General features: G+C 62.7%; 19 protein-coding genes and 1 tRNA gene. 16 read left to right on the forward strand and 4 right to left on the reverse strand.

Features of this window, described 5'->3' with window-relative positions:
• Positions 1 to 17: 17 nt before the first annotated feature.
• Entirely contained in the window at positions 18 to 1,874 is a 1,857-nt protein-coding gene (locus tag P3T17_RS11285; protein WP_429406699.1) for a phosphoenolpyruvate carboxykinase (GTP), read from the forward strand.
• A gap of 341 nt (positions 1,875 to 2,215) precedes the next feature.
• On the forward strand, positions 2,216 to 3,313 hold the full coding sequence (locus P3T17_RS11290) for a LysR family transcriptional regulator (protein ID WP_074263037.1): 1,098 nt from the start codon (positions 2,216 to 2,218) through the stop codon (positions 3,311 to 3,313).
• A gap of 157 nt (positions 3,314 to 3,470) precedes the next feature.
• Here P3T17_RS11290 and P3T17_RS11295 read toward each other — a convergent pair whose 3' ends face one another.
• From P3T17_RS11295 to dprA, 3 genes are all read right to left on the reverse strand, one after another.
• Positions 3,471 to 6,137 carry a DNA topoisomerase III gene (locus P3T17_RS11295; protein ID WP_074263038.1) on the reverse strand — a complete coding sequence of 889 codons (2,667 nt, stop codon included), beginning with the start codon at positions 6,135 to 6,137 and terminating at the stop codon, positions 3,471 to 3,473.
• A gap of 228 nt (positions 6,138 to 6,365) precedes the next feature.
• The gene (locus tag P3T17_RS11300; RefSeq protein ID WP_074263039.1) at positions 6,366 to 6,743 is read right to left on the reverse strand and encodes a thioredoxin family protein; all 378 of its coding nucleotides are present in this window, start codon (positions 6,741 to 6,743) and stop codon (positions 6,366 to 6,368) included.
• A gap of 80 nt (positions 6,744 to 6,823) precedes the next feature.
• Entirely contained in the window at positions 6,824 to 8,008 is a 1,185-nt protein-coding gene (gene dprA / locus P3T17_RS11305) for a DNA-processing protein DprA (protein ID WP_429406701.1), read from the reverse strand.
• A gap of 256 nt (positions 8,009 to 8,264) precedes the next feature.
• Here dprA and def point away from each other — a divergent pair, with 256 nt between their 5' ends.
• The 14 genes from def to P3T17_RS11375 all read left to right on the forward strand — a co-directional run bounded on the left by def (position 8,265) and on the right by P3T17_RS11375 (position 21,165).
• The gene (def, locus tag P3T17_RS11310; protein WP_074263041.1) at positions 8,265 to 8,768 is read left to right on the forward strand and encodes a peptide deformylase; all 504 of its coding nucleotides are present in this window, start codon (positions 8,265 to 8,267) and stop codon (positions 8,766 to 8,768) included.
• A gap of 31 nt (positions 8,769 to 8,799) precedes the next feature.
• Complete coding sequence (fmt, locus tag P3T17_RS11315; protein ID WP_429406703.1) at positions 8,800 to 9,777, forward strand: methionyl-tRNA formyltransferase; 978 nt, start codon at positions 8,800 to 8,802, stop codon at positions 9,775 to 9,777.
• Positions 9,778 to 9,971: 194 nt separating this feature from the next.
• Entirely contained in the window at positions 9,972 to 10,622 is a 651-nt protein-coding gene (locus P3T17_RS11320) for a LysE family translocator (protein ID WP_074263043.1), read from the forward strand.
• Between the two features lie 106 nt (positions 10,623 to 10,728).
• Positions 10,729 to 11,586: a zinc metalloprotease HtpX gene (gene htpX / locus P3T17_RS11325; protein WP_429406705.1), complete on the forward strand. Its 858-nt coding sequence runs from the start codon at positions 10,729 to 10,731 to the stop codon at positions 11,584 to 11,586.
• 256 nt (positions 11,587 to 11,842) lie between these two features.
• Complete coding sequence (rsmB, locus tag P3T17_RS11330; RefSeq protein ID WP_429406707.1) at positions 11,843 to 13,270, forward strand: 16S rRNA (cytosine(967)-C(5))-methyltransferase RsmB; 1,428 nt, start codon at positions 11,843 to 11,845, stop codon at positions 13,268 to 13,270.
• Complete coding sequence (locus P3T17_RS11335) at positions 13,267 to 13,857, forward strand: DUF4390 domain-containing protein (RefSeq protein WP_074265898.1); 591 nt, start codon at positions 13,267 to 13,269, stop codon at positions 13,855 to 13,857. Before rsmB ends, P3T17_RS11335 begins: the two co-directional genes overlap by 4 nt.
• Entirely contained in the window at positions 13,847 to 16,252 is a 2,406-nt protein-coding gene (locus P3T17_RS11340; protein ID WP_429406709.1) for an ATP-binding protein, read from the forward strand. Before P3T17_RS11335 ends, P3T17_RS11340 begins: the two co-directional genes overlap by 11 nt.
• Positions 16,253 to 16,942, forward strand: coding sequence for a response regulator transcription factor EsaR (esaR, locus tag P3T17_RS11345; RefSeq protein ID WP_429406711.1), 690 nt, complete (start codon positions 16,253 to 16,255; stop codon positions 16,940 to 16,942). It abuts the gene before it with no gap.
• Between the two features lie 99 nt (positions 16,943 to 17,041).
• A tRNA-Phe gene (locus tag P3T17_RS11350) sits at positions 17,042 to 17,117 on the forward strand.
• 408 nt (positions 17,118 to 17,525) lie between these two features.
• Positions 17,526 to 18,260 (forward strand): 7-cyano-7-deazaguanine synthase QueC, encoded by a 735-nt coding sequence (gene queC, locus P3T17_RS11355; RefSeq protein WP_429406713.1) that lies wholly within the window; start codon positions 17,526 to 17,528, stop codon positions 18,258 to 18,260.
• Between the two features lie 78 nt (positions 18,261 to 18,338).
• On the forward strand, positions 18,339 to 18,971 hold the full coding sequence (queE, locus tag P3T17_RS11360; RefSeq protein WP_074263048.1) for a 7-carboxy-7-deazaguanine synthase: 633 nt from the start codon (positions 18,339 to 18,341) through the stop codon (positions 18,969 to 18,971).
• Positions 18,972 to 18,980: 9 nt separating this feature from the next.
• Positions 18,981 to 19,424, forward strand: a complete 444-nt coding sequence (gene queD, locus P3T17_RS11365) for a 6-carboxytetrahydropterin synthase QueD (RefSeq protein ID WP_429407195.1) — start codon at positions 18,981 to 18,983, stop codon at positions 19,422 to 19,424.
• Between the two features lie 251 nt (positions 19,425 to 19,675).
• Positions 19,676 to 20,458, forward strand: coding sequence for an HpcH/HpaI aldolase family protein (locus P3T17_RS11370; protein ID WP_429406715.1), 783 nt, complete (start codon positions 19,676 to 19,678; stop codon positions 20,456 to 20,458).
• Positions 20,455 to 21,165, forward strand: a complete 711-nt coding sequence (locus tag P3T17_RS11375; RefSeq protein WP_429406716.1) for a tetratricopeptide repeat protein — start codon at positions 20,455 to 20,457, stop codon at positions 21,163 to 21,165. Before P3T17_RS11370 ends, P3T17_RS11375 begins: the two co-directional genes overlap by 4 nt.
• A 67-nt stretch (positions 21,166 to 21,232) precedes the next feature.
• Here P3T17_RS11375 and rodA read toward each other — a convergent pair whose 3' ends face one another.
• Positions 21,233 to 22,381: a rod shape-determining protein RodA gene (gene rodA / locus P3T17_RS11380; RefSeq protein WP_074263052.1), complete on the reverse strand. Its 1,149-nt coding sequence runs from the start codon at positions 22,379 to 22,381 to the stop codon at positions 21,233 to 21,235.
• Position 22,382: the final 1 nt, after the last annotated feature.

Here is a 22,382-nt window from a genome sequence, read left to right on the forward strand (position 1 = left end):
GAAACGGAGACAGCTCGATGAATCATCCCGCCTTTGCAGGACTTCCGGCCATTGAGGCGCCTGGCTGGGTCAAAAACCGCAAACTGATCGACTGGGTGGAGCGCGTCGCGGCGCTGACCAGGCCAGACCAGATCGTCTGGTGCGACGGCTCGCAGGAAGAATACGACCGTCTGTGCGCGCAGATGGTCGCGGCCGGCACGCTCAGAAAACTCAACCCCGCCAAACGTCCGAATTCCTATCTTGCGTGGTCCGATCCGTCGGACGTCGCGCGTGTCGAGGACCGGACTTTCATCTGCTCGCAGCGTCGCGAAGATGCTGGCCCCACCAACAACTGGATTGCCCCGGCGGAGATGCGCTCGACGCTCGACGGCCTGTTCGACGGCGCGATGCGCGGCCGAACGATGTATGTGGTGCCGTTTTCGATGGGTCCGCTCGGCTCCCCGATTGCTCACATCGGCGTCGAACTGAGCGACAGCCCTTATGTGGTCACCAACATGCGCATCATGACGCGCATGGGCCGCGAGGTGTACGACGTGCTCGGCACTGACGGCGACTTCGTACCGTGCGTCCATTCGGTGGGCGCACCGCTCGCCGCCGGGGCGCAGGACGTGCCCTGGCCGTGCAACGACACCAAATACATCGTCCATTTCCCTGAACAGCGCGAGATCTGGAGCTACGGCTCAGGCTACGGTGGTAACGCCCTGCTTGGGAAAAAGTGCTTCGCACTGCGCATTGCCTCGACGATGGGCCGCGCGGAAGGCTGGCTCGCCGAGCACATGCTGATTCTCGGCGTGACCTCGCCGGAGGGGCGCAAGCACCACGTGGCGGCAGCGTTTCCGTCCGCTTGCGGCAAGACCAACTTCGCGATGCTGATTCCGCCGGACGGTATGAACGGCTGGAAAATCTCGACCATCGGCGATGACATTGCATGGATCAAGCCGGGCAAAGACGGCCGCCTCTACGCAATCAATCCTGAAGCTGGCTATTTCGGCGTCGCGCCGGGCACCAGTGAGAAAACTAACTTCAATGCGATGGCGACGCTGAAGGAAAACGTCATCTTCACCAACGTGGCGCTGACAGACGATGGTGACGTCTGGTGGGAAGGCATGAGCGACGAGGCGCCCGCGCATCTGACGGATTGGCAGGGCAAAGACTGGACGCCAGCTATTGCGAAGGAGACCGGCCGCAAGGCGGCGCATGCAAATGCGCGGTTCACGGCGCCGGCATCCCAATGCCCGTCGATCGATGCGGATTGGGAAAACCCGGCCGGCGTGCCGATCGATGCATTCATCTTCGGTGGACGGCGCTCAACCACGGTCCCGCTCGTCACCGAGGCGCGCAACTGGGTCGAAGGCGTCTATATGGCGGCCACGATGGGCTCGGAAACGACCGCAGCGGCTGCGGGACAGCAAGGCGTCGTGCGGCGTGACCCTTTCGCGATGCTGCCGTTTTGCGGTTACAACATGAGCGACTATTTCGCGCACTGGCTGAAGACCGGCGAGCGGCTTGAGCAACTGAACGCGAAATTGCCGAAAATCTTCTGCGTGAACTGGTTCCGCAAAGGCACGGACGGCAAGTTCGTCTGGCCGGGCTTTGGTGAGAACATGCGCGTGCTGGGCTGGATGGTTGGCCGGATCGAAGGCGTGGCGGAGGGCGAAGAACATGCATTCGGCGTCTCACCGCACTACGAGGACATCGACTGGCGCGGTCTCGATTTCACCAAGGCGCAGTTCGAACAGGTGATCTCGGTTGACGACGCAGCGTGGCGTGCGGAACTCGCCCTACACGCGGAATTGTTCGACACACTGCAGCAAAACCTGCCAACGGCGTTGCGCGACACCAAAACGGCGCTTGAGGAACGACTTACCGCCTGATTATGTGAGCGCTCACTCCTGTACTAAGACCGCCTTCGGGCGGTTTCTTGATTTTCCACCACACGTGCCCCTATTTCAGTCCAATTCAGACCGCTTATCGCGGCGCTTTCGCTGTTCCGGCAATAAACATAGTCCTCAATGCACCGCAGCATATTGTTTCTTCAAGAGGAACAATCGATGCGCATCGACTACGCTAAGGAGTACGGTGATACGAAACCTAATAAAAAACCGTGTTCTTGAGCAACTTCTGCACGAATTCAGGAGTCGTAGGAGAATTCCCAGTTCGCTTCACTGCTCACATTGGTTTGGTCAGGGAGCTGTAACACGGCAGGAGTTGTCTTATGGATCATTTGCAATCAATGCGAGTTTTCGTCCGGGTGGCGGATCTCGGCAGTTTTGCCCGCGCAGCCAGCGCGATGGATATTTCCAACGCTGTGGCCACTCGCCACGTAGCCGATCTCGAAGGCCGTCTCGGTACCCGTCTGCTCAACCGTACAACCCGCAGCCTTTCGCTGACCGAGTCGGGTCAGGTGTACCTGGAGCGCGCCCGCCAGATTCTCGACGAACTGGAAGACGTGGAGCAGATGGTGGTGGCGCGCAATCACGAACCGGTTGGCAGCTTGCGCATTGTTGCGCCGGTGGTGTTCGGGCTGCATAACCTGGCGCCGGTGTTGCAAACCTACGCCGAGCGCTATCCGAAAGTGATTCCCGATGTCACGCTGGTCGACCGTCAGGTCGATCTGGTTGAAGAAGGTTTCGACGTGGGCGTGGTGATCGCGCGGCAGATGCGCAGCGCGAGCATCGTCACGCGGCGTCTGACCACGGGCTGCATGACGGTGTGCGCGACGCCCGCGTATCTAGAGAAACACGGCACGCCGACGCGTCCGGAGCATCTGCTCGAGCACCCGTGTCTGTCATTGCCGTCCGAGTATTGGGGCGATGAGCGGGTCTTTACGGGGCCCGACGGCGAAGTACGGGTGCGTCCGACAAACGTGATCGTCGCCAACAACACGGAAATGCTGCGTCAGTTCTCGCTGCTCGGCATGGGCATTGCGATTTTGCCAAGCTACCTGATTGGCCGCGACATGACGCGTGGCCGGCTCGTGCGTCTGCTGGGCGAATACCGCTTGCCGCAGGTCGAGATCAACATTGCGTACCCGAGCCGCCGCCATTTGCCGGCCAAGGTGCGTACGTTCATCGACCATCTGGTCGAGCACTTCAGCCAGACGCCGAACAGCCTGCTCGGTGAGCAGTGGATCAAGGACGGTCAAGGATGGCCGGTCTCGGTTTCCGGCGTGGATTCGGAGATGATGCCGCCGGAAGCGTTCGACGGTGCGGAGCCCTTGTCGCGGTTGCTGGATAGCGAGATTTCGCCGAAGCTGCCGTCCAAGACGCCGTCTTCACCGCGGGCTCGGCCGGCGGTCCTGTCGCCGCTTTGAGATGCGCTTTGAGTCGGCTCGGTAGGTAAGAAAAAGGCACGGCCTCCTCGCGGAGACTGTGCCTTTTTAGTTTCTGCGCGGTGACTTACGTCACGGACTTCATCGCAGTTTTGAGCGGTGCGGCCGTGCTTGTACTTGCTCCGTGCTCAGGACGCGCTTACGAGCCAGTCTTGCGCGCCGGAGCCTTCTTTGCAGGCGCTTTCTTGGCCGCGGCCGTTTTCGTAGCCGGCGCTTTCTTCGCTGCCGCCTTCCTGGCCGGCGCAGCCTTCTCCGCCACCACTACGTCGTCGTCCGTTTCCGTCGCAGTACCGGCTGCTGCTTTAGCCGCAGCAGTCGCTGCAGTCTTGGCAGCAGTCTTCGCTGACGGCTCCTTCTTCTCGAACTCGAAGCCGATCTTGCCGTCGCTCTGCTTGACGAGGAACGCCTTGAAGTTGCGGCCGGTACGCGACGACTTGAAGTTCGTCAGCAGATCGGTGCGGCCTTCTTCCAGCAGCTTGCCCATCTGCTCGCGCGTGATCTCCTGCTGCAGAATCACCTTGCCAGAGCGGAAGTCGCAAGTCTTCGGATTGGCGACCGAGTTCTCGCAGACGTAGCTCATGCCGTGCTCGAACACATGCGCCTTGCACTTCGGGCACGCGCCTACCGGCTGCTGGTCGGAGAAGTCAGGGACCTCACCGTCTTCGCCGCCGGAATCCTGGCCGAAGTCGAATTCGAGCTTGTAATTCTTGATCTCGTCGTCGAGCGAAAGCTTGAGGATTGCCGAGAACGGTCGCCCCATCTTGCTGCGGAAGCCCGACAGCGGTCCGATGGTCTTGTTCTGCAGCAGTTCTTCCACTTCCGGAATTTCGAATTGGCGCCCGCCGGGAATCTTCGAAATCGAAAACTCGCACTTCGAGCACGCAAAGCGCCGGTAGTTTTCCTTCACCTGACCGCCGCAATTCGGACACGGCGTTTCCAGCGTGGCGTAGTCGCCGGGGATCGTGTCCGAGTCGTACTCTTTCGCGCGCTTGACGATGGTCTGCGTCATGCGGGCGATTTCCTGCATGAACGCGTCGCGATGCAGGTTGCCGCGCTCCATTTGCGAGAGTTTGTACTCCCACTCGCCGGTCAGCTCGGGCGCAGTCAATTCCTTGACGCCGAGCCCACGCAGCAGCGTCATCAACTGGAACGCCTTGGCGGTCGGGATCAGGTCACGGCCTTCGCGGATCAGATACTTCTCGCCAAGCAGACCTTCGATGATCGCAGCGCGCGTGGCCGGCGTGCCGAGGCCCTTGGCAGCCATGGCCTCGCGCAACTCGTCGTCCTCGACCAGCTTGCCCGCGCCTTCCATAGCCGACAGCAACGTGGCTTCGTTGTAGCGGGCCGGTGGTTTGGTCACCAGTTGTTGCGCGGCGATCTTGTCGGTCTTGACCTTCTCGTCCTTCTGGACTGGCACAAGATTGGCGTCTTCACCGCTGATCTCGCGGCCATAGACCTGCAGCCAGCCCGGTTCGACCAGCACCTTGCCTTCAGTCTTGAAGTGATGGCCGACAACTTCGGTGATCCGCGTCGTCACCTTGAATTCGGCGGCCGGGAAGAACACCGACAGGAAGCGCTTCACGACGAGGTCGTAAAGCTTTTGCTCCGGCTCGGACAGATTCTTGGGCGCCTGCAGGGTGGGGATGATTGCGAAGTGGTCGCTGATCTTCGAGTTATCGAAGATGCGCTTGTTCGGCTTCACCCAGCCCTTGTCGAGCACCTGTTTGGCGAACGGCAGGTAGTTGTTGCTTTCTTTGAGCATGCCAAGCGTCTGCTTGACCGTGTCCATGTAGTCTTCGGGCAGCGCGCGCGCATCGGTACGCGGGTACGTGAGCACCTTGTGCCGTTCGTACAGTGCCTGAGCCAGACCCAACGTGTTCTTGGCCGAGAAGCCAAAGCGGCCGTTTGCCTCACGCTGCAAACTCGTCAGGTCGAACAGCGCCGGCGACAGTTGCGTGGTCGGCTTGGATTCTTCCGTGACCGTGCCGGTCTGGCCGCGACAGGCGGCGACGATCGTCTCGGCGGCGGGCAGCGCCCAGAGGCGCGAGTCGCGCTTTTCCGGGTCGAACTCGTCGCGCTTGAATTTCGGGTCGAACCAGCGGCCTTCATAGAAGCCAGCCGCGCAGACGAAGTCCGCTTTCACTTCCCAATAGTCGCGCGGCACGAAGCGGCGAATCTTTTCTTCACGTTCAACCACGATCGACAGCGTCGGCGTCTGCACCCGACCGACCGTGGTCAGGAAGAAGCCGCCGCCCTTGCTGTTGAACGCCGTCATGGCGCGCGTGCCGTTGATGCCGACCAGCCAGTCGGCCTCCGAGCGGCACCGTGCGGCGTCCGCGAGCGGTTGCATTTCTTCGTCGCTACGCAGACGGGCAAAGCCGTCGCGGATGGCCGCAGGGGTCATTGATTGCAGCCACAGACGCTGGACCGGCTGTTTGGCTTTGGCGTGCTGCGCGATCAGGCGGAAAATCAGCTCGCCTTCGCGCCCCGCGTCACATGCATTGATCAGGCGCTCGACGTCCTTGCGCTTGAGCAGCTTGGTCAACACTTTGAGCCGCGATTCGCTTTTTGCGATCGGATTCAGGTCGAAATGCGGGGGGATGACGGGCAGATTGGCGAAGCTCCACTTGCCGCGCTTGACTTCGTATTCTTCGGGCGCGGCGATTTCGAGCAAGTGGCCGACTGCCGAGGAAAGGACGTAATCGTCACTTTCATAGTATTCGTCATGCTTGGTAAAACCGCCCAAAGCCCGCGCGATGTCATTCGCGACGGAAGGCTTTTCGGCGATGATCAGTGCTTTGGACATGACTGGATATGAGTTGGTAGATCCGGGTTTAGGCCTTGGGCTTACGACCCCTAGGTTTGCGACCCATTAACGACCGCTTTATAGCACACGCCGTGAAAGGGGCGTGTCAAGTGCCTTAAAAAGCGGCCCATCATAATTGCGTGTCTATCTATTGGGCAAGCGGCGGCAGACGCACTGCAGACTGTTCGCAACGCCCGTGCCGTAAGACTGCGGGTCAAAATGCGCCGTTCAGGCCACCGCCAGGGCTGGCCTCAGCTTCGGCGCGCCGGTTACGCCGGGCAACGCGGTCAGATCGGCCAGCATCCGGTCGACGATGGCCGCCTGTGGCAGCACGGTGCCGAAAAACCGCGTAGTGATGCCGTCCTCTATCAGAATCGTAGGAAAATTTTCTACGTCCAGGTCGTCGAAGCGGTCAGCGTGGGTTTCGATGTCAATCCATGCGAAACAGATTTCCGGATGCTTGTCCGCCAGCCGATCGAACGCGTCACGGTATTCCCGGCAGGTTCCGCACCACTCCGCGCACAGGCACGCCACGAACAGTGTTTCGTGGTCGTTGACGCGCTCGGCGATCCGGTCCTGGTCGGTGTCGAGGTTCAGCGCGGGCATGTCGGTTCCTTGCGTACTGGTATCAGGTGCTTTGGCGCGAATGTAGCATGGCGCGTACTCTGCCGCGATTAACCCTGCGCTCAGCCGTGGCTCGCCCGGGCAAACTGGCCGCCCGGTAAAACCGTCAGATGGCCGGCCAACTCGAGCTGCAGCAGGGCGCTTTGTAATGTTGCTTCCTGCATGTCGGTGCGGGCGGCAAGTATTTCAAGCGTCGCGGGCGCATAACCGAGGGCCGCGAGGAGCTTTTGCGCCTCTGGAGCGAGCTCTGAGGCGTCGGTCACGGCCGCGGCGGGTTTGGGCGTGGGTGTCTGCCGTGACTGCTTTCCACTTTCGAACAAGGCGGCGACATCGCCTTTGGGCGGCGGTGGTGCGACGAATCCAAGCTCTTCGAGTATCTCCCCCGGCGTCTCGACCAGTTTCGCGCCCTGTTTCAGCATTCTGTGGCATCCGCGCGACAGTGGCGCGTGGATCGAGCCGGGCAGCGCGAACACGTCGCGCCCCATTTCGTTGGCGAGACGTGCGGTGATGAGCGACCCGGAGCGCATCGCAGCCTCGACGATCAGCACGCCACCGACCAGCCCTGCGATTAGCCGGTTGCGCTGGGGGAAGTTGGCTGCGCGTGCAGGCGTGCCGAGCGGCCATTCTGAAACAATGACTCCCTCGGCCGCGATCTGCCGTGCGAGCAACTGATGCGCGGCCGGATAGACGAGATCAGCGCCGGTGCCGATCACGGCGATCGTGCTGCCGCGACCGGTCAGCGCGCCACGATGCGCCGCCCCGTCGATGCCGAGAGCAAGCCCCGACACAACCACCAGCCCGGCCTCCGAGAGCGCGCGGGCGAACCGCTCGGCGTCTTCGACGCCTTGCGGCGTGGCACTGCGGCTGCCGACGACCGCGACGCCCTTCGCGTGCAACAGATCAAGCCTGCCTTTTATATATAGCAGCGCGGGAGGATCTGGCATCGTCAACAGGGCAGGCGGATAGGCCGGGTCGTCGAGCGTCACGATGGCATTGCCGGGCAGCTCGCGCCAGGCAAGCACCGCGTCCAGATAGCACGTGAAATCAGCGCCCGGCGGCGCGAGTGCTGCACGGGCGGACGCCTCGTCGGTAGCGGCCGCGAGTAGCGCAAACGGCTGTTCGAGTATCGCGGCCGGCAGGCCGAAAGCGTTCAACATCGCGCGCAGCGCACCGGGCCTCAGACCGGGCGCCATCGAGAGGCGCAGCCACGCGGCAAGTTCGTTATCTGCTGTAGGGAGAGTCTGCATTGCTTATCCATCCTTGAGCACGGCCAGCGGGCAGGCGGGCGCCATGCTAAAATTTTCATCATCCGAAATCACTACAGCGCCGCGCCCACCCGCGCGGGCTCGTCGTTTGCGCAAAGATTGGCGCGTTGAATCGAACCGGTTCGACACCACCTATCCTCTGCGTAACGCGACGCTCCCACAAGCTAGCCGAATGGCCAGTGACGCGAGTGTTTGACCTTTCCGCCCGTCGGCGGCGCCTAAAACTAACTTCAAGATCATGGCTTTACTGAACATCATCAATTACCCGGACAAGCGCCTGCACAAGATCGCCAAACCAGTCGAAGCGGTCAACGAACGCATCCGCAGACTGGTCGCAGATATGGCCGAGACAATGTACGCGGCACCCGGCGTTGGGCTCGCGGCCACGCAGGTGGACGTACACGAGCGCGTTGTCGTGATCGACGTATCCGACACGCACGACGAACTGCATGTGTTCATCAATCCCGAGATCATCTGGTCGAGCGACGAGAAGAAGATCAACGAAGAAGGTTGCCTGTCGGTGCCCGGCATCTACGACAACGTCGAACGTGCTGAGAAAGTGCGCGTGCGTGCGCTCAATGAGAAGGGCGAGACCTACGAGCTGGACTGCGAAGGACTGCTCGCGGTGTGTATCCAGCACGAGATGGATCACCTGATGGGGCGCGTGTTCGTCGAGTACCTGTCGTCGCTCAAGCAGACTCGCATCAAGAGCAAGATGAAGAAGCTCGCACACGCGATGTAATGCGCGTTCATTCCGACTACCGCCCCTGTACATGAGCCATTCGTTGCGCGTCATCTTTGCCGGTACGCCGGAGTTCGCTGCGGCGGCGCTGGCCGCCATCCACGAAGCCGGTTTTCCGGTGCCGCTCGTGTTGACACAGCCCGATCGCCCGGCCGGCCGCGGTATGAAACTGCAGGCTAGCCCGGTCAAGCGTTACGCCGAGGAGCACGGTCTGAGCGTTGCGCAACCGCCTTCGCTGCGCAGGAACGGCAAATACCCGGCTGAAGCGATTGCCGCCATCGACCTGCTGCGCGCCACGCCGCATGACGTGATGGTGGTCGCGGCCTACGGGCTGATATTGCCGCAGGAAGTGCTGGACATCGCGCCGCACGGTTGCATCAACATTCACGCTTCGTTGCTGCCGCGCTGGCGCGGCGCGGCGCCGATCCACCGCGCCATCGAAGCGGGCGACACCGAAACCGGCATCACGTTGATGCAGATGGATGTGGGCCTCGATACCGGCGCGATGATCTCGGAGACCCGTACCCCGATTCACGACGACGACACCACCGCCACACTGCATGACCGTCTGGCGGAAGCAGGTGCACGGCTAGTCGTCGAGGCGCTGGCCGAACTCGAACGCAGCGGCAAGCTCGTAGCCACACCGCAGCCAGAGGAAGGCTTCACCTACGCCGAAAAAATCGCCAAGCACGAAGCGGCGCTCGACTGGCGGCGTCCTGCTACCGTGCTGGCTCGTCAGGTGCGCGCGTTCGATCCATTCCCGGGTGGCGTGGCGACGCTCGACGACACTTCGCTGAAGATCTGGGCCGCCGCGCCTACTCAAGCCCAAGGCAATGCGGAACCGGGCACGATCCTCGACGTCTCGCCGGAAGGCGTGCTCGTAGCTTGCGGAGAGGGCGCGTTGTGCCTCACGCAACTGCAGAAGCCCGGCGGCAAGCGCCTGCCGGTGCGTGAATTTCTCGCCGGCTCCACGCTTGCCCGCGGGCAGCGTTTCGCGTTGCCGGAATAAGAGTAACAGGCGTTCCGGCGCGCTTTCCATAGGCCATTCGGCCGACTCACGCGGCACGTCCGGGCGCGTTAGAATCATCGGTATTACGTGCCCGTTCCGAGCTCTCACAAAACCTGCCGTCCCGCGCCAGGCGTCGGCGAGCCGCGGACAGCTAGGACGCGACAGGCCACCTGCGTTTTTACCTTGAGGATTCGATGTTCGGCATCAGCCATTTTGGATTTTTCGTCGTTGCCGTTTTCCTGCTCAACGTCACGCCCGGGCCGGATACGGCGTATATCGTCGGGCGCAGTGTTGCCCAAGGGCGCGGCGCGGGCCTGACGTCGGCGCTGGGTATTTCCGCGGGCTGCTGCGTGCACTCGCTTGCCTGCGCGTTCGGGTTGACCGCGCTGCTGGCCGCGTCGGCAACTGCGTTCACGGTGATCAAGTTCGTCGGCGCGCTGTACCTGATGTATCTCGGCGTGCGGCTGATTTTCACCAAGCCCGCTACCGTTGACACGACGGGTGCGGCTGGAGCGGCGCGTGCGGCCGGCGCGCCGAAGTCGTTGCGGCAACTGTTTCTGCAGGGCTTCTGGACCAACGTCCTGAACCCGAAAGTGGTGCTGTTCTTCGTATCGTTTTTCCCGCAGTTCGTGACCACGGGCAGCGATCACAAAGCCTTGGCGTTCCTCACGCTCGGCGCGGTGTTCGTGCTGATGAGCATGGTGTGGAACAGCTTTGTCGCCTACATTGCGGGCAGCGTCACGCAGCGTTTTTCCGGCAAGCCGGCCATGAAGCGTTGGCTGGATCGGGGTGTCGGCAGTGCGTTTGTTGGACTAGGGCTCAAGCTCGCTACGGCTTCGCGGTGATTGAATTTTCCTTGCCCGTCCATATCTAACAATAAGCTTACAATGAAAGCACTGCCATCAGGCGGCAGTGGATATGAACCCGCATTCGGCGCAAGGAGTGGTGAACATGTTTAACTGGGTCAAAACCGCGATGTTGATGGCCGCGATCACGGCCCTCTTTATCGTGATCGGCGGAATGATCGGCGGCTCGCGCGGCGTGATGATCGCGTTCGTGATCGCGCTCGGCATGAACTTCTTCTCGTACTGGTTTTCCGACAAGATGGTCCTGCGCATGTACAACGCGCAGGAGGTCGACGAAACCAGCGCGCCGCAGTTCTACCGGATGGTGCGCGAACTTGCCACGCGCGCCAGTCTGCCCATGCCGCGCGTCTACCTGATCAACGAAGACGCGCCGAACGCGTTTGCCACTGGACGCAATCCGGAGCATGCGGCGGTCGCGGCGACCACCGGCATCCTACGCGTGCTGTCCGAGCGCGAGATGCGCGGCGTCATGGCGCACGAACTCGCGCACGTCAAACACCGCGACATCCTGATCTCAACCGTCTCGGCGACGATGGCGGGTGCGATCTCAGCGTTGGCGAACTTCGCGATGTTTTTCGGCGGCCGCGACGAAAACGGCCGTCCGGCGAACCCGATCGCGAGCATCGCGGTGGCGCTGCTCGCGCCAATCGCCGGCGCGTTGATCCAGATGGCTATTTCCCGTGCTCGCGAGTTCGAAGCGGATCGCGGTGGCGCGCAGATTTCCGGCGACCCGCAGGCATTGGCATCGGCGCTCGACAAGATCCATCGTTACGCGAGCGGCATTCCGTTCCCGACGGCCGAAGCACACCCGTCGACCGCACAGATGATGATCATGAATCCGCTCGCGGGCGGCGGCATGGCCAGCCTGTTTTCGACCCACCCGTCCACCGACGAGCGGATCGCAAGGCTGATGGAAATGGCGCGCACGGGGCGCTTCGAATAAGCCGCGTCGCGCAAGGCGTGCACGAGCGCCAACCGGCACCCGTTGACGGCTGCAGAGCAACAAGCCGGGCAACGACCGAGAAGGGCGAGTTCCAACGGGCTCGCCTTTTTCATTAGCAGATCAAGACTCCACGCATCAAGCCAGTCCCATCGCGCGCCCGCCGCCGTGCGCCCCCAACCGGCCCACCGACCGCGCCAAGCTACAATGTCCGCTGTTTGCGCCGCGCGCACCGTGCGGCCTGCCTTTGCCCTGGTTCATGACTTCAAAGCCTTCCACGCGTCCTGTTTCGCCTTCGCCGCGTCCTCGCGAATCGCGCCTGTCGGCCCTGCATCTCGCGCCAGAATCGCTGGGTTTTGCGCTCGACTGCGCGGCCCAGGCCGTGGGCGCGGTGCGACTCGGCTCGGCGCTTCCCGCCGCGCTGCAGTCGGTCTTCGTGTCGGCTCCTGAAGGCGGCGCCGCCGCAGCACGCGGCGCGGTGCAGGACATCTCGTACCGGACCATGCGCCGCCTGGCAACGGCTGACTGGCTGATTGCGAGGTTAGTGCGCAAGGCGCCGCCGCCGCACGTCGCCAATCTGCTCGCCTGCGCACTCGCCTTGCTCGTAGACGCTGAAGAAACAGCAGCTTACGCCCCGTTCACCGTCGTCGATCAGGCCGTCAACGCAATTGCCGCGCGCCGCGAGTTCTCGTTCGCGAAGGGTCTCGTCAACGCCGTGCTGCGCAGTTTCCTGCGCGAGCGGGAAGCGCTCCTCGCTGCAGCCCAGGACGATGAAGTCGCGCGCTGGAACTACCCGGCCTGGTGGATCGACGCGGTACGCAAAGCGTGGCCCGACAACTGGCAAGACGTGCTCGCAACTGGCAACACGCAGGGACCGCTGACGCTGCGAGTCAACGCGCGCCACTCGACGGTCGACGCCTATCTGCAGGTCTTGCAAAACCACCATATCGACGCCATCCGCTTGGGCGACCACGCGGTGCGTCTCGCGACGCCAATGCCGGTCGACCGCATCCCCGGCTTTGACGATGGCGTGGTCTCAGTCCAGGACGCCGGCGCGCAACTCGCCGCCGAGTGGCTCGGCGCGCGCGATGGCATGCGCGTGCTGGACGCCTGCGCGGCGCCCGGCGGCAAGACCGGCCATCTGCTCGAGCTGGCCAACCTCGAACTGATCGCGCTTGAAAGCGACGCGAGCCGCGCACGGCGTATCGGCGAGAACCTGCAACGGCTCGGGCTGAACGCCGAGGTGCGCATCGGCGACGCCGGCGCTCCGGCGAAGTGGCACGACCCGCTCGACCGCCCCTTCGACCGCATTCTGGTCGACGTGCCGTGTTCGGCCTCGGGCATCGTCCGACGCCATCCGGACATCCGCTGGTTGCGCCGCGCCTCCGATATCCCGGCGCTCGTCGCCGAACAACGGCGCATTCTGGCGGCGCTCTGGCCGCTGGTGAAGCCAGGCGGGGAGTTGCTTTACGTTACGTGCTCGATCTTTCCCGATGAGGGTGAATTGCAGGCGCAGTGGTTTGGAGACAAGTACCAGGATGCGGTACGATTGGACGCGCCGGGGCAACTGCTGCCCAAAGCGGCCCGCGCGCCTGCCGGCGCTCCGGACGGTTCCCGTGCTGAACCGGACGCCGGCTCGAACCCAGATCACGACGGATTTTTCTACGCGCGCTTTCAGAAACGGTGACCATCAAACGCCTTTTTCCGCTTCGGCTCGTGGCCGTGCTCTGGATTGTGCTGGCCTTTTGGCTGAGCGCGCCGGACGCGGCGTACGCCGATTCGATCGCGGTACAGCGCGCGTCGCTGCAGTCGGATGGCGGCGGCTGGAGCCTCGATGCGCGGTTTGACTTCGAACTCAACAGCAACCTCGAAGATGCCGTCAACAAAGGCATCCCGCTCTACTTCACGACCGATTTCGAACTGAGCCGGCCGCGCTGGTACTGGTTCGACGAGCAACCGGTGAGCGTGTCGCAGAGCATCCGGCTGTCGTTTCAGCCGCTTACGCGCGAGTACCGCGTGTCGACCGGCGGCCTGCAGCTCGGCTTCAGCACGCTGAAAGACGCGCTGGCGGTGATCCAGCATGTCACCTCGTGGCATGTGATCGATCGCAATCAGGTGCAGAACGGCGAAACCTATACCGCGTCCGTGCGCATGCAGCTCGACATCGCACTGATGCCCAAGCCATTCCAGATCGACGCTGTGAACAACCGCGACTGGAATCTCTCTTCCGACTGGAAGCGTTTTACTTTCACGGTGACCGAACGTGCTAAATAAAGTACGCGGTACCGCCAGCGTCAGCAGCATCGTCGTGCGCGTGCTGGTGTCGACGGTGGCGGTCACGGCCGTCCTGCTACTGGTGTTGCTCGCTGCGGCGAGTGCGAACACCGAGTTTTTCGACCGTTACTATCAATGGCTGTACGCGGCCAACGTTGCAGTAGCGCTGATCTTCCTGATGGTTGTGACGGCGCTCGTCCTGATCATCATCTACCGGCTGCGCAAGGGTAAATTCGGCACGCGGCTATTGGCGAAGCTGGCGTTCTTCATGGCGCTGGTCGGCGTGGTGCCGGGCGGCATCATTTACATCGTGTCGTATCAGTTCGTCTCGCGCAGTATCGAGTCGTGGTTCGATGTGAACGTCGAGACGGCGCTGACCTCGGGGCTAAATCTCGGGCGCGGCATGCTAGACGCGTCGCTCTCGGATCTGCAGACCAAGGGTCGCCTGATGGCGGAACAGCTTGCCAGTGCAGATGCTGCGGGAACGACGTTGACGCTGCTGCGTCTGCGTGACCAGTTCGGCGTGCAGGACGCGATGATCCTCGAGCCGGGGCGCGGCATGAGCGGCATGAACGTGGTGGCGGAGGCATCGGGCAACTCCGTGACGCTCGTCCCCAACGATCTGCCGACACCGATGATGATCGATCAGGCTCGTGGCCGCGGTTTTGCCGCGATCGAAGGCGAAGTAGATGGCGATCCAAACGCGAATGGTGGCAAGGGCGCGTTGCGACTGCGGATCGTGCAGCGCATTCCTGATTCGAACGCGTCGCTTCTGCAGCCCACTGAGCGCTTTTTGCAACTGACGCAGCCGGTGTCGCCGTCGCTCGCGCGCAATGCGGATGCGGTGCAGCGCGCGTATCGCGAGTACCAGGAGAAGGCGCTGGGCCGCACGGGTCTGCGCAAGATGTACATCGGCACGCTGACGCTCGCGCTGTTCCTCGCGACGTTCATCGCCATGATGCTTGCGCTCGCGCTCGGCAATCAGCTTGCGCGACCGCTGTTTCTGCTTGCGCAGGGGACGAAGGAAGTGACCGAGGGTGACTACACGCCGAAACGCGAAATCAAGTCGCGTGACGAACTCGGCTTCCTGACGCAGTCGTTCAATGCGATGACGCGACAGCTTTCCGAGGCGCGCGCGGCGGTGGAAAACAACCGGATCGCACTCGAGCATTCGAAGGCGTATCTCGAGAGTATTCTCGCCAACCTGACCGCGGGCGTGTTCGTATTCGACCGGCAGTTCCGGCTTACCACCGCGAATCGTGGTGCCGAGCGGATCTTCCGTCAGCAGTTCCAGTCGGCGCTCGGTGCCGCGCTCGACCGCATCACCGTGCTGAGCGATTTCGGCGCGATGGTGCGCAAGGCCTTTGCCGATCGCGAAGCCGCCAGTGGCGACGGTCACGACGACCGCGGCCACTGGCAGCAGCAGTTCTCGGTGCAGGTTCCCGGCGAAACGGAACCGCTGACATTGCTGGTGCGCGGCGCGCGTCTCGTCTCGGCCACTGACCGCGATGCGGAAGACATGCAGACCTCCGGCTACGTGGTGGTGTTCGACGACATCTCCGACGTGATCTCGGCGCAGCGCTCGATCGCCTGGGGCGAGGTGGCGCGGCGTCTTGCGCACGAAATCAAGAATCCGCTCACGCCGATCCAGTTGTCGGCCGAGCGTTTGCAGATGAAGCTGGCGGACAAGCTCGCGCCGTCCGACGCCGACGTGCTCAAGCGCGGCGCGACCACCATCGTCAATCAGGTGGCGGCGATGAAGCAGATGGTGGACAGCTTCCGCGACTACGCGCGCACGCCGCCGGCGGTGCTCGCGAACCTGCAGTTGAATGAACTGGTGAGCGAAGTGCTCACGCTTTACGGCATCGAAGAAGGCAAGAGCGCGATTCACGTGGAGATGGCCACGTTGCCGGTGATCCGCGGCGATGCGACGCAATTGCGCCAGGTGATCCACAACCTGCTGCAGAATGCGCAGGATGCGGTATCGGAGATCGAGCATCCTCGTGTGCTGCTCGAGACGAGGACAGTAGAATATGGCGATCCCGACGCGGAAGGCAAAGTGCGCGTCGCGGTGCGTCTGACCGTATCGGACAACGGACCGGGCTTCCCCGCACGCATTCTGACGCGTGCATTCGAACCTTACGTGACGACCAAGGCCAAAGGAACAGGGCTCGGCCTCGCGATGGTCAAGAAGATCGTCGACGAGCACGGCGCGCGTATCGACATTCGCAACCGTTTGAAAGCAGGCGATGTGATCGAGGGTGCGCAGATTTCGATCCTCTTTCTTCAATTGGCAGACGATGATGCTGCGGCACCTGGGACAGGGCCGCGAACGGCGCATGGCAACGCGTCGCAGGGAATGACAAAAGCAACAGTGCAGACAAGGGCAGCGTAAATGGCAACCATCCTGGTGGTAGATGATGAAATGGGCATCCGGGAATTGCTCTCGGAGATCCTGAGCGACGAAGGGCACGTCGTCGAGGCAGCGGAGAACGCGCAGGAAGCGCGTGAGTTCCGGCTGCGCCAGGCACCCGACCTGGTGCTGCTCGACATCTGGATGCCGGACACCGATGGCGTCACGCTGCTCAAAGAATGGGCCGCGCAGGGGCAACTGACGATGCCGGTGATCATGATGTCCGGTCATGCCACCATCGACACGGCAGTCGAAGCCACCAAGATCGGCGCGCTCAACTTTCTCGAGAAGCCGATTGCTTTGCAGAAGCTGCTGAAGGCGGTCGAACAGGGGCTCGCGCGCGGCAACCCGGCGCCTGCGGCACCTGGCGCCGCGGCGAAGCCTGCCCAGCCGGCGAGTCCGTCTGCGGTGGCCTCGGCCGCTTCGCTGCCGACGCTCGCCAGCGACGGCATCGGCAGCGGCACGCTGGCCGCGCAAACCGCATCGATCTCGTTCGACATTCCGCTGCGCGACGCGCGTGACGCATTCGAGCGTGCGTACTTCGAATATCACCTCGCACGCGAGAACGGCAGCATGACGCGCGTGGCCGAAAAGACGGGGCTCGAACGTACACACCTGTATCGCAAGCTGAAGCAGCTCGGCGTCGATCTCGGCAAGAACAAAGGGGAGTAAGGCCGACGCTGTCGCAGGCTGGGCGGGCGCTTCGGCAAAAATTTTGGGAAGGGGGCTTGAGCGGTAGAAGACCCTTTGATATACTCTCGCTTCTTCGTTGGCCCGGTAGCTCAGTTGGTAGAGCAGCGGATTGAAAATCCGCGTGTCGATGGTTCGATTCCGTCCCAGGCCACCAGGATTCAGCCCCAGGAACTCGCAAGATTCCTGGGGCTTTTCCTTTTCTGATGGGTATCGGTCGCACGGTCTGCGACCACGCTAAGCCGGTGCAATGGACGCGGTACGGGCTCGGGGCGGCGTTGTGCGGCGCGTGATAAAATCGCGCCAGTTCAAGGACTTGCGCGTTCGTCTGACAAGTCCTTTTGTTTTTAGGGGTGGCATCTGGCACGGGCTTAAGGGCCTTGCTGCATCGCGCACGAACCCCTGCGTCCGACGATCAGCGGTATAAGCGCCAGCGACTCTGGGCAAGGATGGCGCGGCCTATACTGCTTGAGCCGGCTGTCACGCCGGCACGCGTCGCGCCGCGTTGCTGCATGGCGCACACCGCGCAGCGCGACGTGGCACTCATCATTCACGGAGTTTCACGGTGATCCGTAAAGACGCTAAGAGTAGCGCTCTGGTGCTGTTTTCCGGCGGTCAGGACTCGGCCACGTGCCTCGCCTGGGCGCTCGAACGATACGAAACGGTCGAGACGCTCGGCTTCGATTACGGGCAGCGGCATCGGGTCGAACTGGAGTGCCGTGAGGGCTTTCGCGACGCTGTCGTGCGGGCCGTTCCGGCGTGGGGCGATCGCCTCGGCGACGATCACATGATCGACCTGTCGGTGCTCGGTTCGATTAGCGATACCGCGATGACGCGCGAGATCCAGATCGAAGCGGCGGCCAACGGTTTGCCGAACACCTTCGTGCCGGGCCGCAACCTGATGTTCATGACGATCGCTGCGGCGATTGCCTATCGGCGCGGTCTGCAGGTGCTGGTAGGCGGCATGTGCGAGACGGACTTTTCGGGCTATCCCGATTGCCGCGACGACACCATGAAAGCGCTGCAGGTCGCGCTCAACCTCGGCATGGATCAGCGCTTCCTGCTGGAAACGCCGCTGATGTGGCTCGACAAGGCCGATACGTGGCGTCTCGCTCATGAGCTGGGCGGCGACGAACTGGTCGAGCTGATCCGCGTCGAGACGCATACGTGCTACCTCGGCGAGCGGGCTGAACTGCATGCGTGGGGTTTCGGCTGCGGCGAATGTCCGGCGTGCCGTCTGCGCAAGCGCGGCTACGAGGCCTATCTGGCCGGCGAGAAGGTCACTGAAGCACCCGTTTGATCCGTCCGCCCACCTGGTGATGCATGGGGCGGCGGCAACCTTAATCAGGCGTCCCTGCGGCGCCAGGCAGAAAGCAGCATGACGTACGCGGTCAAGGAAATCTTCTACACATTGCAGGGCGAGGGCGCGAATGCCGGACGTCCGGCGGTGTTTTGCCGGTTCGCCGGCTGCAATCTGTGGTCGGGGCGCGAGGAAGACCGCGCGGACGCGGTGTGCCGCTTCTGCGACACGGACTTTGTCGGCACCGACGGCGAGAACGGTGGCAAGTACCGCACGGCCGCAGACCTGGTGGCGATGATCGCCTCGCAGTGGCCCGAAGGTGAAGGCGAGCGTTTTGTCGTCTGTACCGGCGGCGAGCCGATGCTGCAGATGGATCAGCCTTTCGTCGATGCGCTGCACGCCGCTGGTTTCGAGATTGCTATCGAGACCAATGGCTCGTTGCCAGTGCTCGAGACGATCGACTGGATCTGCGTGAGCCCGAAGGCGGACGCACCGCTGGTGGTCACCAAAGGCAACGAACTGAAGGTCGTGATTCCGCAGGACAACCAGCGTCTGTCCGAATATGCGGCGCTCGACTTCGAATATTTCCTCGTCCAGCCCATGGACGGCCCGTCGCGCGACATCAACACGAAACTCGCGATCGACTGGTGCAAACGCCATCCGCAATGGCGCCTGTCGATGCAGACCCACAAGTATCTGAACATTCCCTGATTCGCCGTGCTGACGATTACCCGAAAACTCGAATTCGACGCGGGCCACCGCATCCCCGATCACCGCAGCCAGTGCCGCAATCTGCACGGGCACAGGTATGTGCTCGAAATCACGCTGCAAGGCGATCTGGTCGAAACGGAAGGCGCGCCCGATCGCGGCATGGTGATGGACTTTGCGGACGTGAAGTCGCTCGCCGTCGAACATCTCGTCGACAAGTGGGATCACGCGTTTCTCGTCTATGAAGGCGACACGCAGGTGCGCGGCTTTCTGGATTCGATGCCGGGCCACAAGACCGTCGTGCTCGATCGCATCCCCACCGTTGAAAATCTCGCCGCGATCGCGTTCGAACTGCTCGCGAATGTCTACGACGCGCACTACGGCGTGAATCTGCGTTTGCACAAGGTGCGTCTCTACGAGACACCGAATTGCTGGGCCGACGTGGTCCGCGACTGAGCGGCGCGCGAGCGTCATCGAGCCAGCAACAAGCGGGCAATCGCGTGGCAATCACGCGCCGGTAGCCCGGCAACTACGCGGCACGCATTCGGCGCCCCAGCGGCCGCGTTATTGTCACGGTATGATCGTTTCGATAACCACCTGGAGCGAGACATGCCGGTCACCGCACTGCAAAGTGGGCACCCAGCCCGCAGCACCAGCTTCCTCTACCGTATCTCACGCGCTCTTGTGCATCGCCGCGGGGTACGCTCATGAGCACTCTTACGAATCCCCTCAAACAACGTCTCGCGGAAGCCGAACCGCTTTTCGGGCTATGGCTCTCGCTCGGCAGCGAAAGCGCCGCCGAGGCGCTCGCGCACGCCGGGTACGATTGGTTGCTGATCGACATGGAGCACGCGCCTAACGACAGCGGCGACGTCACCGGTCAGTTGCGCGCAATTGCTGCGGCGCACCTGCCGAGCGAACCGGTCGTGCGTGTGCCGGCGAGCGAAGGATGGCTCGTCAAGCGCGTGCTCGACGCGGGCGCCCGTACGCTGATGTTTCCGAATATCGAGTCCGCAGAGGAAGCTACGCACGCCGTGCGCCTCACCCAATATCCGACCGCCGACGCGCGCGACGGCCTGCGCGGCGTTGCGGGTGCAGTTCGAGCCGGCTCGTACGGCATGCGGCGCGACTACGTGCAGAGCGCGAACGCGCAGATCGCCACGATCGTGCAGATCGAATCCGCGAAGGCCGTTCACGAAGTGGAGAAGATCGCCGCCACGACGGGCGTCGACTGCGTGTTCATCGGACCCGCCGATCTCGCCGCGAGCCTCGGCCATCTGGGCGACTCGAAGCATCCCGAGGTGCAGGCTGCGATGAGCCATGTGGTGGCGGCGGCCAACAAGGCCGGGATTGCGACCGGCATTTTTGCCATGGATTCCGCCGGCGCGCGCCAGTATCGCGAGGCGGGTTTTCGTTTTATCGCGGTGGCAGCTGATGTCGTCTGGCTGCTGCGCGCGACGCGCCAGGCGCTGCAGGAGGTGAGGTCATGAAGGGTGTTTCGCAGTTTGCCGTGCGTGCTGCGGTGGGCGTTGTCGCCATTTGTGCTGCGTTCGCGGCATCCGCTGCGCTGAACACGCAGGACAAGCCGTCTCAGGCGGATCCGGAAACGCAGACCGCGGTCGCGGACTATAACGCGGGCAACTTCGGTCCCGCGCTCAGCGAGTTCCACAAGGCGGCCGAGCACGGCAGCCGGCTCGCCCAATTCAACTACGCGATGATGCTGCTCAACGGTGAGGGAACGGCGGTCAACGTCGATGAGGGCAAGAAGTGGCTGCGCAAGGCCGCCGACGCAAACATGTCCCACGCGCAATATGTGTACGGCAAGATGTACGACGATGGCGAATTCGTTGGCCGCGATCCGGCCGAGGCGCATCGCTGGTTTCTGAAGGCCGCGCAGCAGGGGCACGTGCAGGCGGAGCTGGCGCTGGCGAACCAGTTTCTGGATGGCCGCGGCACGGCACGCGACAATCGCCAGGCATTCGTCTGGTACAAGAAGGCCGCGCAAGGCGGTGACATGACGGCACAGTACGTGGCCGGCTCGTTCTATGAGCGTGGTGGAGACGGCGTGGACAAGAACCTGAACGTGGCGCGCGCTTACTATGCCGCGGCAGCGGCGCAAGGCGATCCGGCGGCCAAGCTCAAGTACCAGCAACTCAGTGCGCAATTGCGCGACGAGCACGAGGCGAAGCCGCAGTAGCGCGGCACAGGGTCCGCGCCTTTAAACGCGCAAACGAAGAAGGGGCGCATCTGCGCCCCTTCTTCGTTTAACTCTGCATCAACCGCTTCTGTCGCCCGACACTCATGATGAGGCCGGTCGCAACCCCGAGCGTAATCAACGCCGTGCCCCCGTAGCTCATGAATGGCAGCGGCACGCCGACCACCGGCAAGATCCCGCTCACCATGCCGATGTTGACGAACGCGTAGGTGAAAAAGGCCATCGTTAGCGAGCCGGCCAATAATCGCCCGAATAGCGTGGCGCCGTTGGCCGCTATGTACAATCCCCGCGCGATCAATGCCATATACAGCACGAGCAGCACGATCCCACCCGCGAGCCCGAATTCCTCGGAGAACACCGCGAAAATGAAGTCGGTGTGTTTTTCAGGGATGAATTCCAGGTGCGCCTGGGTGCCCTTCATCCACCCCTTGCCGAGCGGGCCGCCAGAGCCGATCGCAATCACCGCCTGAATGGTGTGGAAGCCCTTGCCGAGCGGATCGGAAGTCGGATCGAGCAGCGTACAGATGCGGTGCTTCTGGTAATCGTGCATCAGCGGCCACTGCACCTCGGGCTGGCAGATTTTGTCCTGAAACACCGCAATCGAGGTGACCGCTATCGCTGCCGCAACGAGCACAGGGACGATCAGCTTGAAACTCAGGCCCGCGAAATAGATGACGAACAGACCCGCTGCGAATACCAGCACCGCGGTCCCGAGGTCAGGCTGTTTGGCGATCAGGCCGACCGGCACGGCGAGAATCAGAAGCCCTACCAGAAAGTCGTACCAGCGCATCACGCCTTCGCGGCGCTGGTAGTACCACGCGAGCATCAGCGGGGTGGCGATCTTCATGATCTCGGACGGCTGGATCACCACGCCGACATTGATCCAGCGCTTCGCCCCCTTGCGCGTGAGGCCGAATAGCGCCACCGCCACCAGTAACGCGATGCCGAAGGTATAAAGCGGGACCGCGAAGCGCATTAGCGTGGTGGGTGGCACATTGGCGAGCGCCCACATCAGCACGAAGGTCAGCATGATGTTGCGCAACTGGTCTTCGACCTTGCCCGGCATGTCGAGCGTGGCGCTGTACAGCGTGACGATGCCGACGCACATCAGCAGAAACACCGCCAGCGCGAGTGGACGGTCGAAGCCGATGAACATCTTCTTGATGCGATCGAGCCAGGCGCGCTTGTCGAATTGCATG

The sequence above is a fragment of the Paraburkholderia sp. GAS82 genome (assembly GCF_050436285.1).
Taxonomy (GTDB): domain Bacteria; phylum Pseudomonadota; class Gammaproteobacteria; order Burkholderiales; family Burkholderiaceae; genus Paraburkholderia; species Paraburkholderia phenazinium_B.

Excerpts from the sequence above, each read along its gene's own strand:
- P3T17_RS11285 (WP_429406699.1), top strand. The coding sequence starts at position 18 with ATGAATCATCCCGCCTTTGCAGGACTTCCGGCCATTGAGGCGCCTGGC.
- P3T17_RS11290 (WP_074263037.1), top strand. The coding sequence starts at position 2,216 with ATGGATCATTTGCAATCAATGCGAGTTTTCGTCCGGGTGGCGGATCTC.
- P3T17_RS11295 (WP_074263038.1), bottom strand. The coding sequence starts at position 6,137 with ATGTCCAAAGCACTGATCATCGCCGAAAAGCCTTCCGTCGCGAATGAC.
- P3T17_RS11300 (WP_074263039.1), bottom strand. The coding sequence starts at position 6,743 with ATGCCCGCGCTGAACCTCGACACCGACCAGGACCGGATCGCCGAGCGC.
- dprA (WP_429406701.1), bottom strand. The coding sequence starts at position 8,008 with ATGCAGACTCTCCCTACAGCAGATAACGAACTTGCCGCGTGGCTGCGC.
- def (WP_074263041.1), top strand. The coding sequence starts at position 8,265 with ATGGCTTTACTGAACATCATCAATTACCCGGACAAGCGCCTGCACAAG.
- fmt (WP_429406703.1), top strand. The coding sequence starts at position 8,800 with ATGAGCCATTCGTTGCGCGTCATCTTTGCCGGTACGCCGGAGTTCGCT.
- P3T17_RS11320 (WP_074263043.1), top strand. The coding sequence starts at position 9,972 with ATGTTCGGCATCAGCCATTTTGGATTTTTCGTCGTTGCCGTTTTCCTG.
- htpX (WP_429406705.1), top strand. The coding sequence starts at position 10,729 with ATGTTTAACTGGGTCAAAACCGCGATGTTGATGGCCGCGATCACGGCC.
- rsmB (WP_429406707.1), top strand. The coding sequence starts at position 11,843 with ATGACTTCAAAGCCTTCCACGCGTCCTGTTTCGCCTTCGCCGCGTCCT.
- esaR (WP_429406711.1), top strand. The coding sequence starts at position 16,253 with ATGGCAACCATCCTGGTGGTAGATGATGAAATGGGCATCCGGGAATTG.
- queE (WP_074263048.1), top strand. The coding sequence starts at position 18,339 with ATGACGTACGCGGTCAAGGAAATCTTCTACACATTGCAGGGCGAGGGC.
- P3T17_RS11370 (WP_429406715.1), top strand. The coding sequence starts at position 19,676 with ATGAGCACTCTTACGAATCCCCTCAAACAACGTCTCGCGGAAGCCGAA.
- P3T17_RS11375 (WP_429406716.1), top strand. The coding sequence starts at position 20,455 with ATGAAGGGTGTTTCGCAGTTTGCCGTGCGTGCTGCGGTGGGCGTTGTC.
- rodA (WP_074263052.1), bottom strand. The coding sequence starts at position 22,381 with ATGCAATTCGACAAGCGCGCCTGGCTCGATCGCATCAAGAAGATGTTC.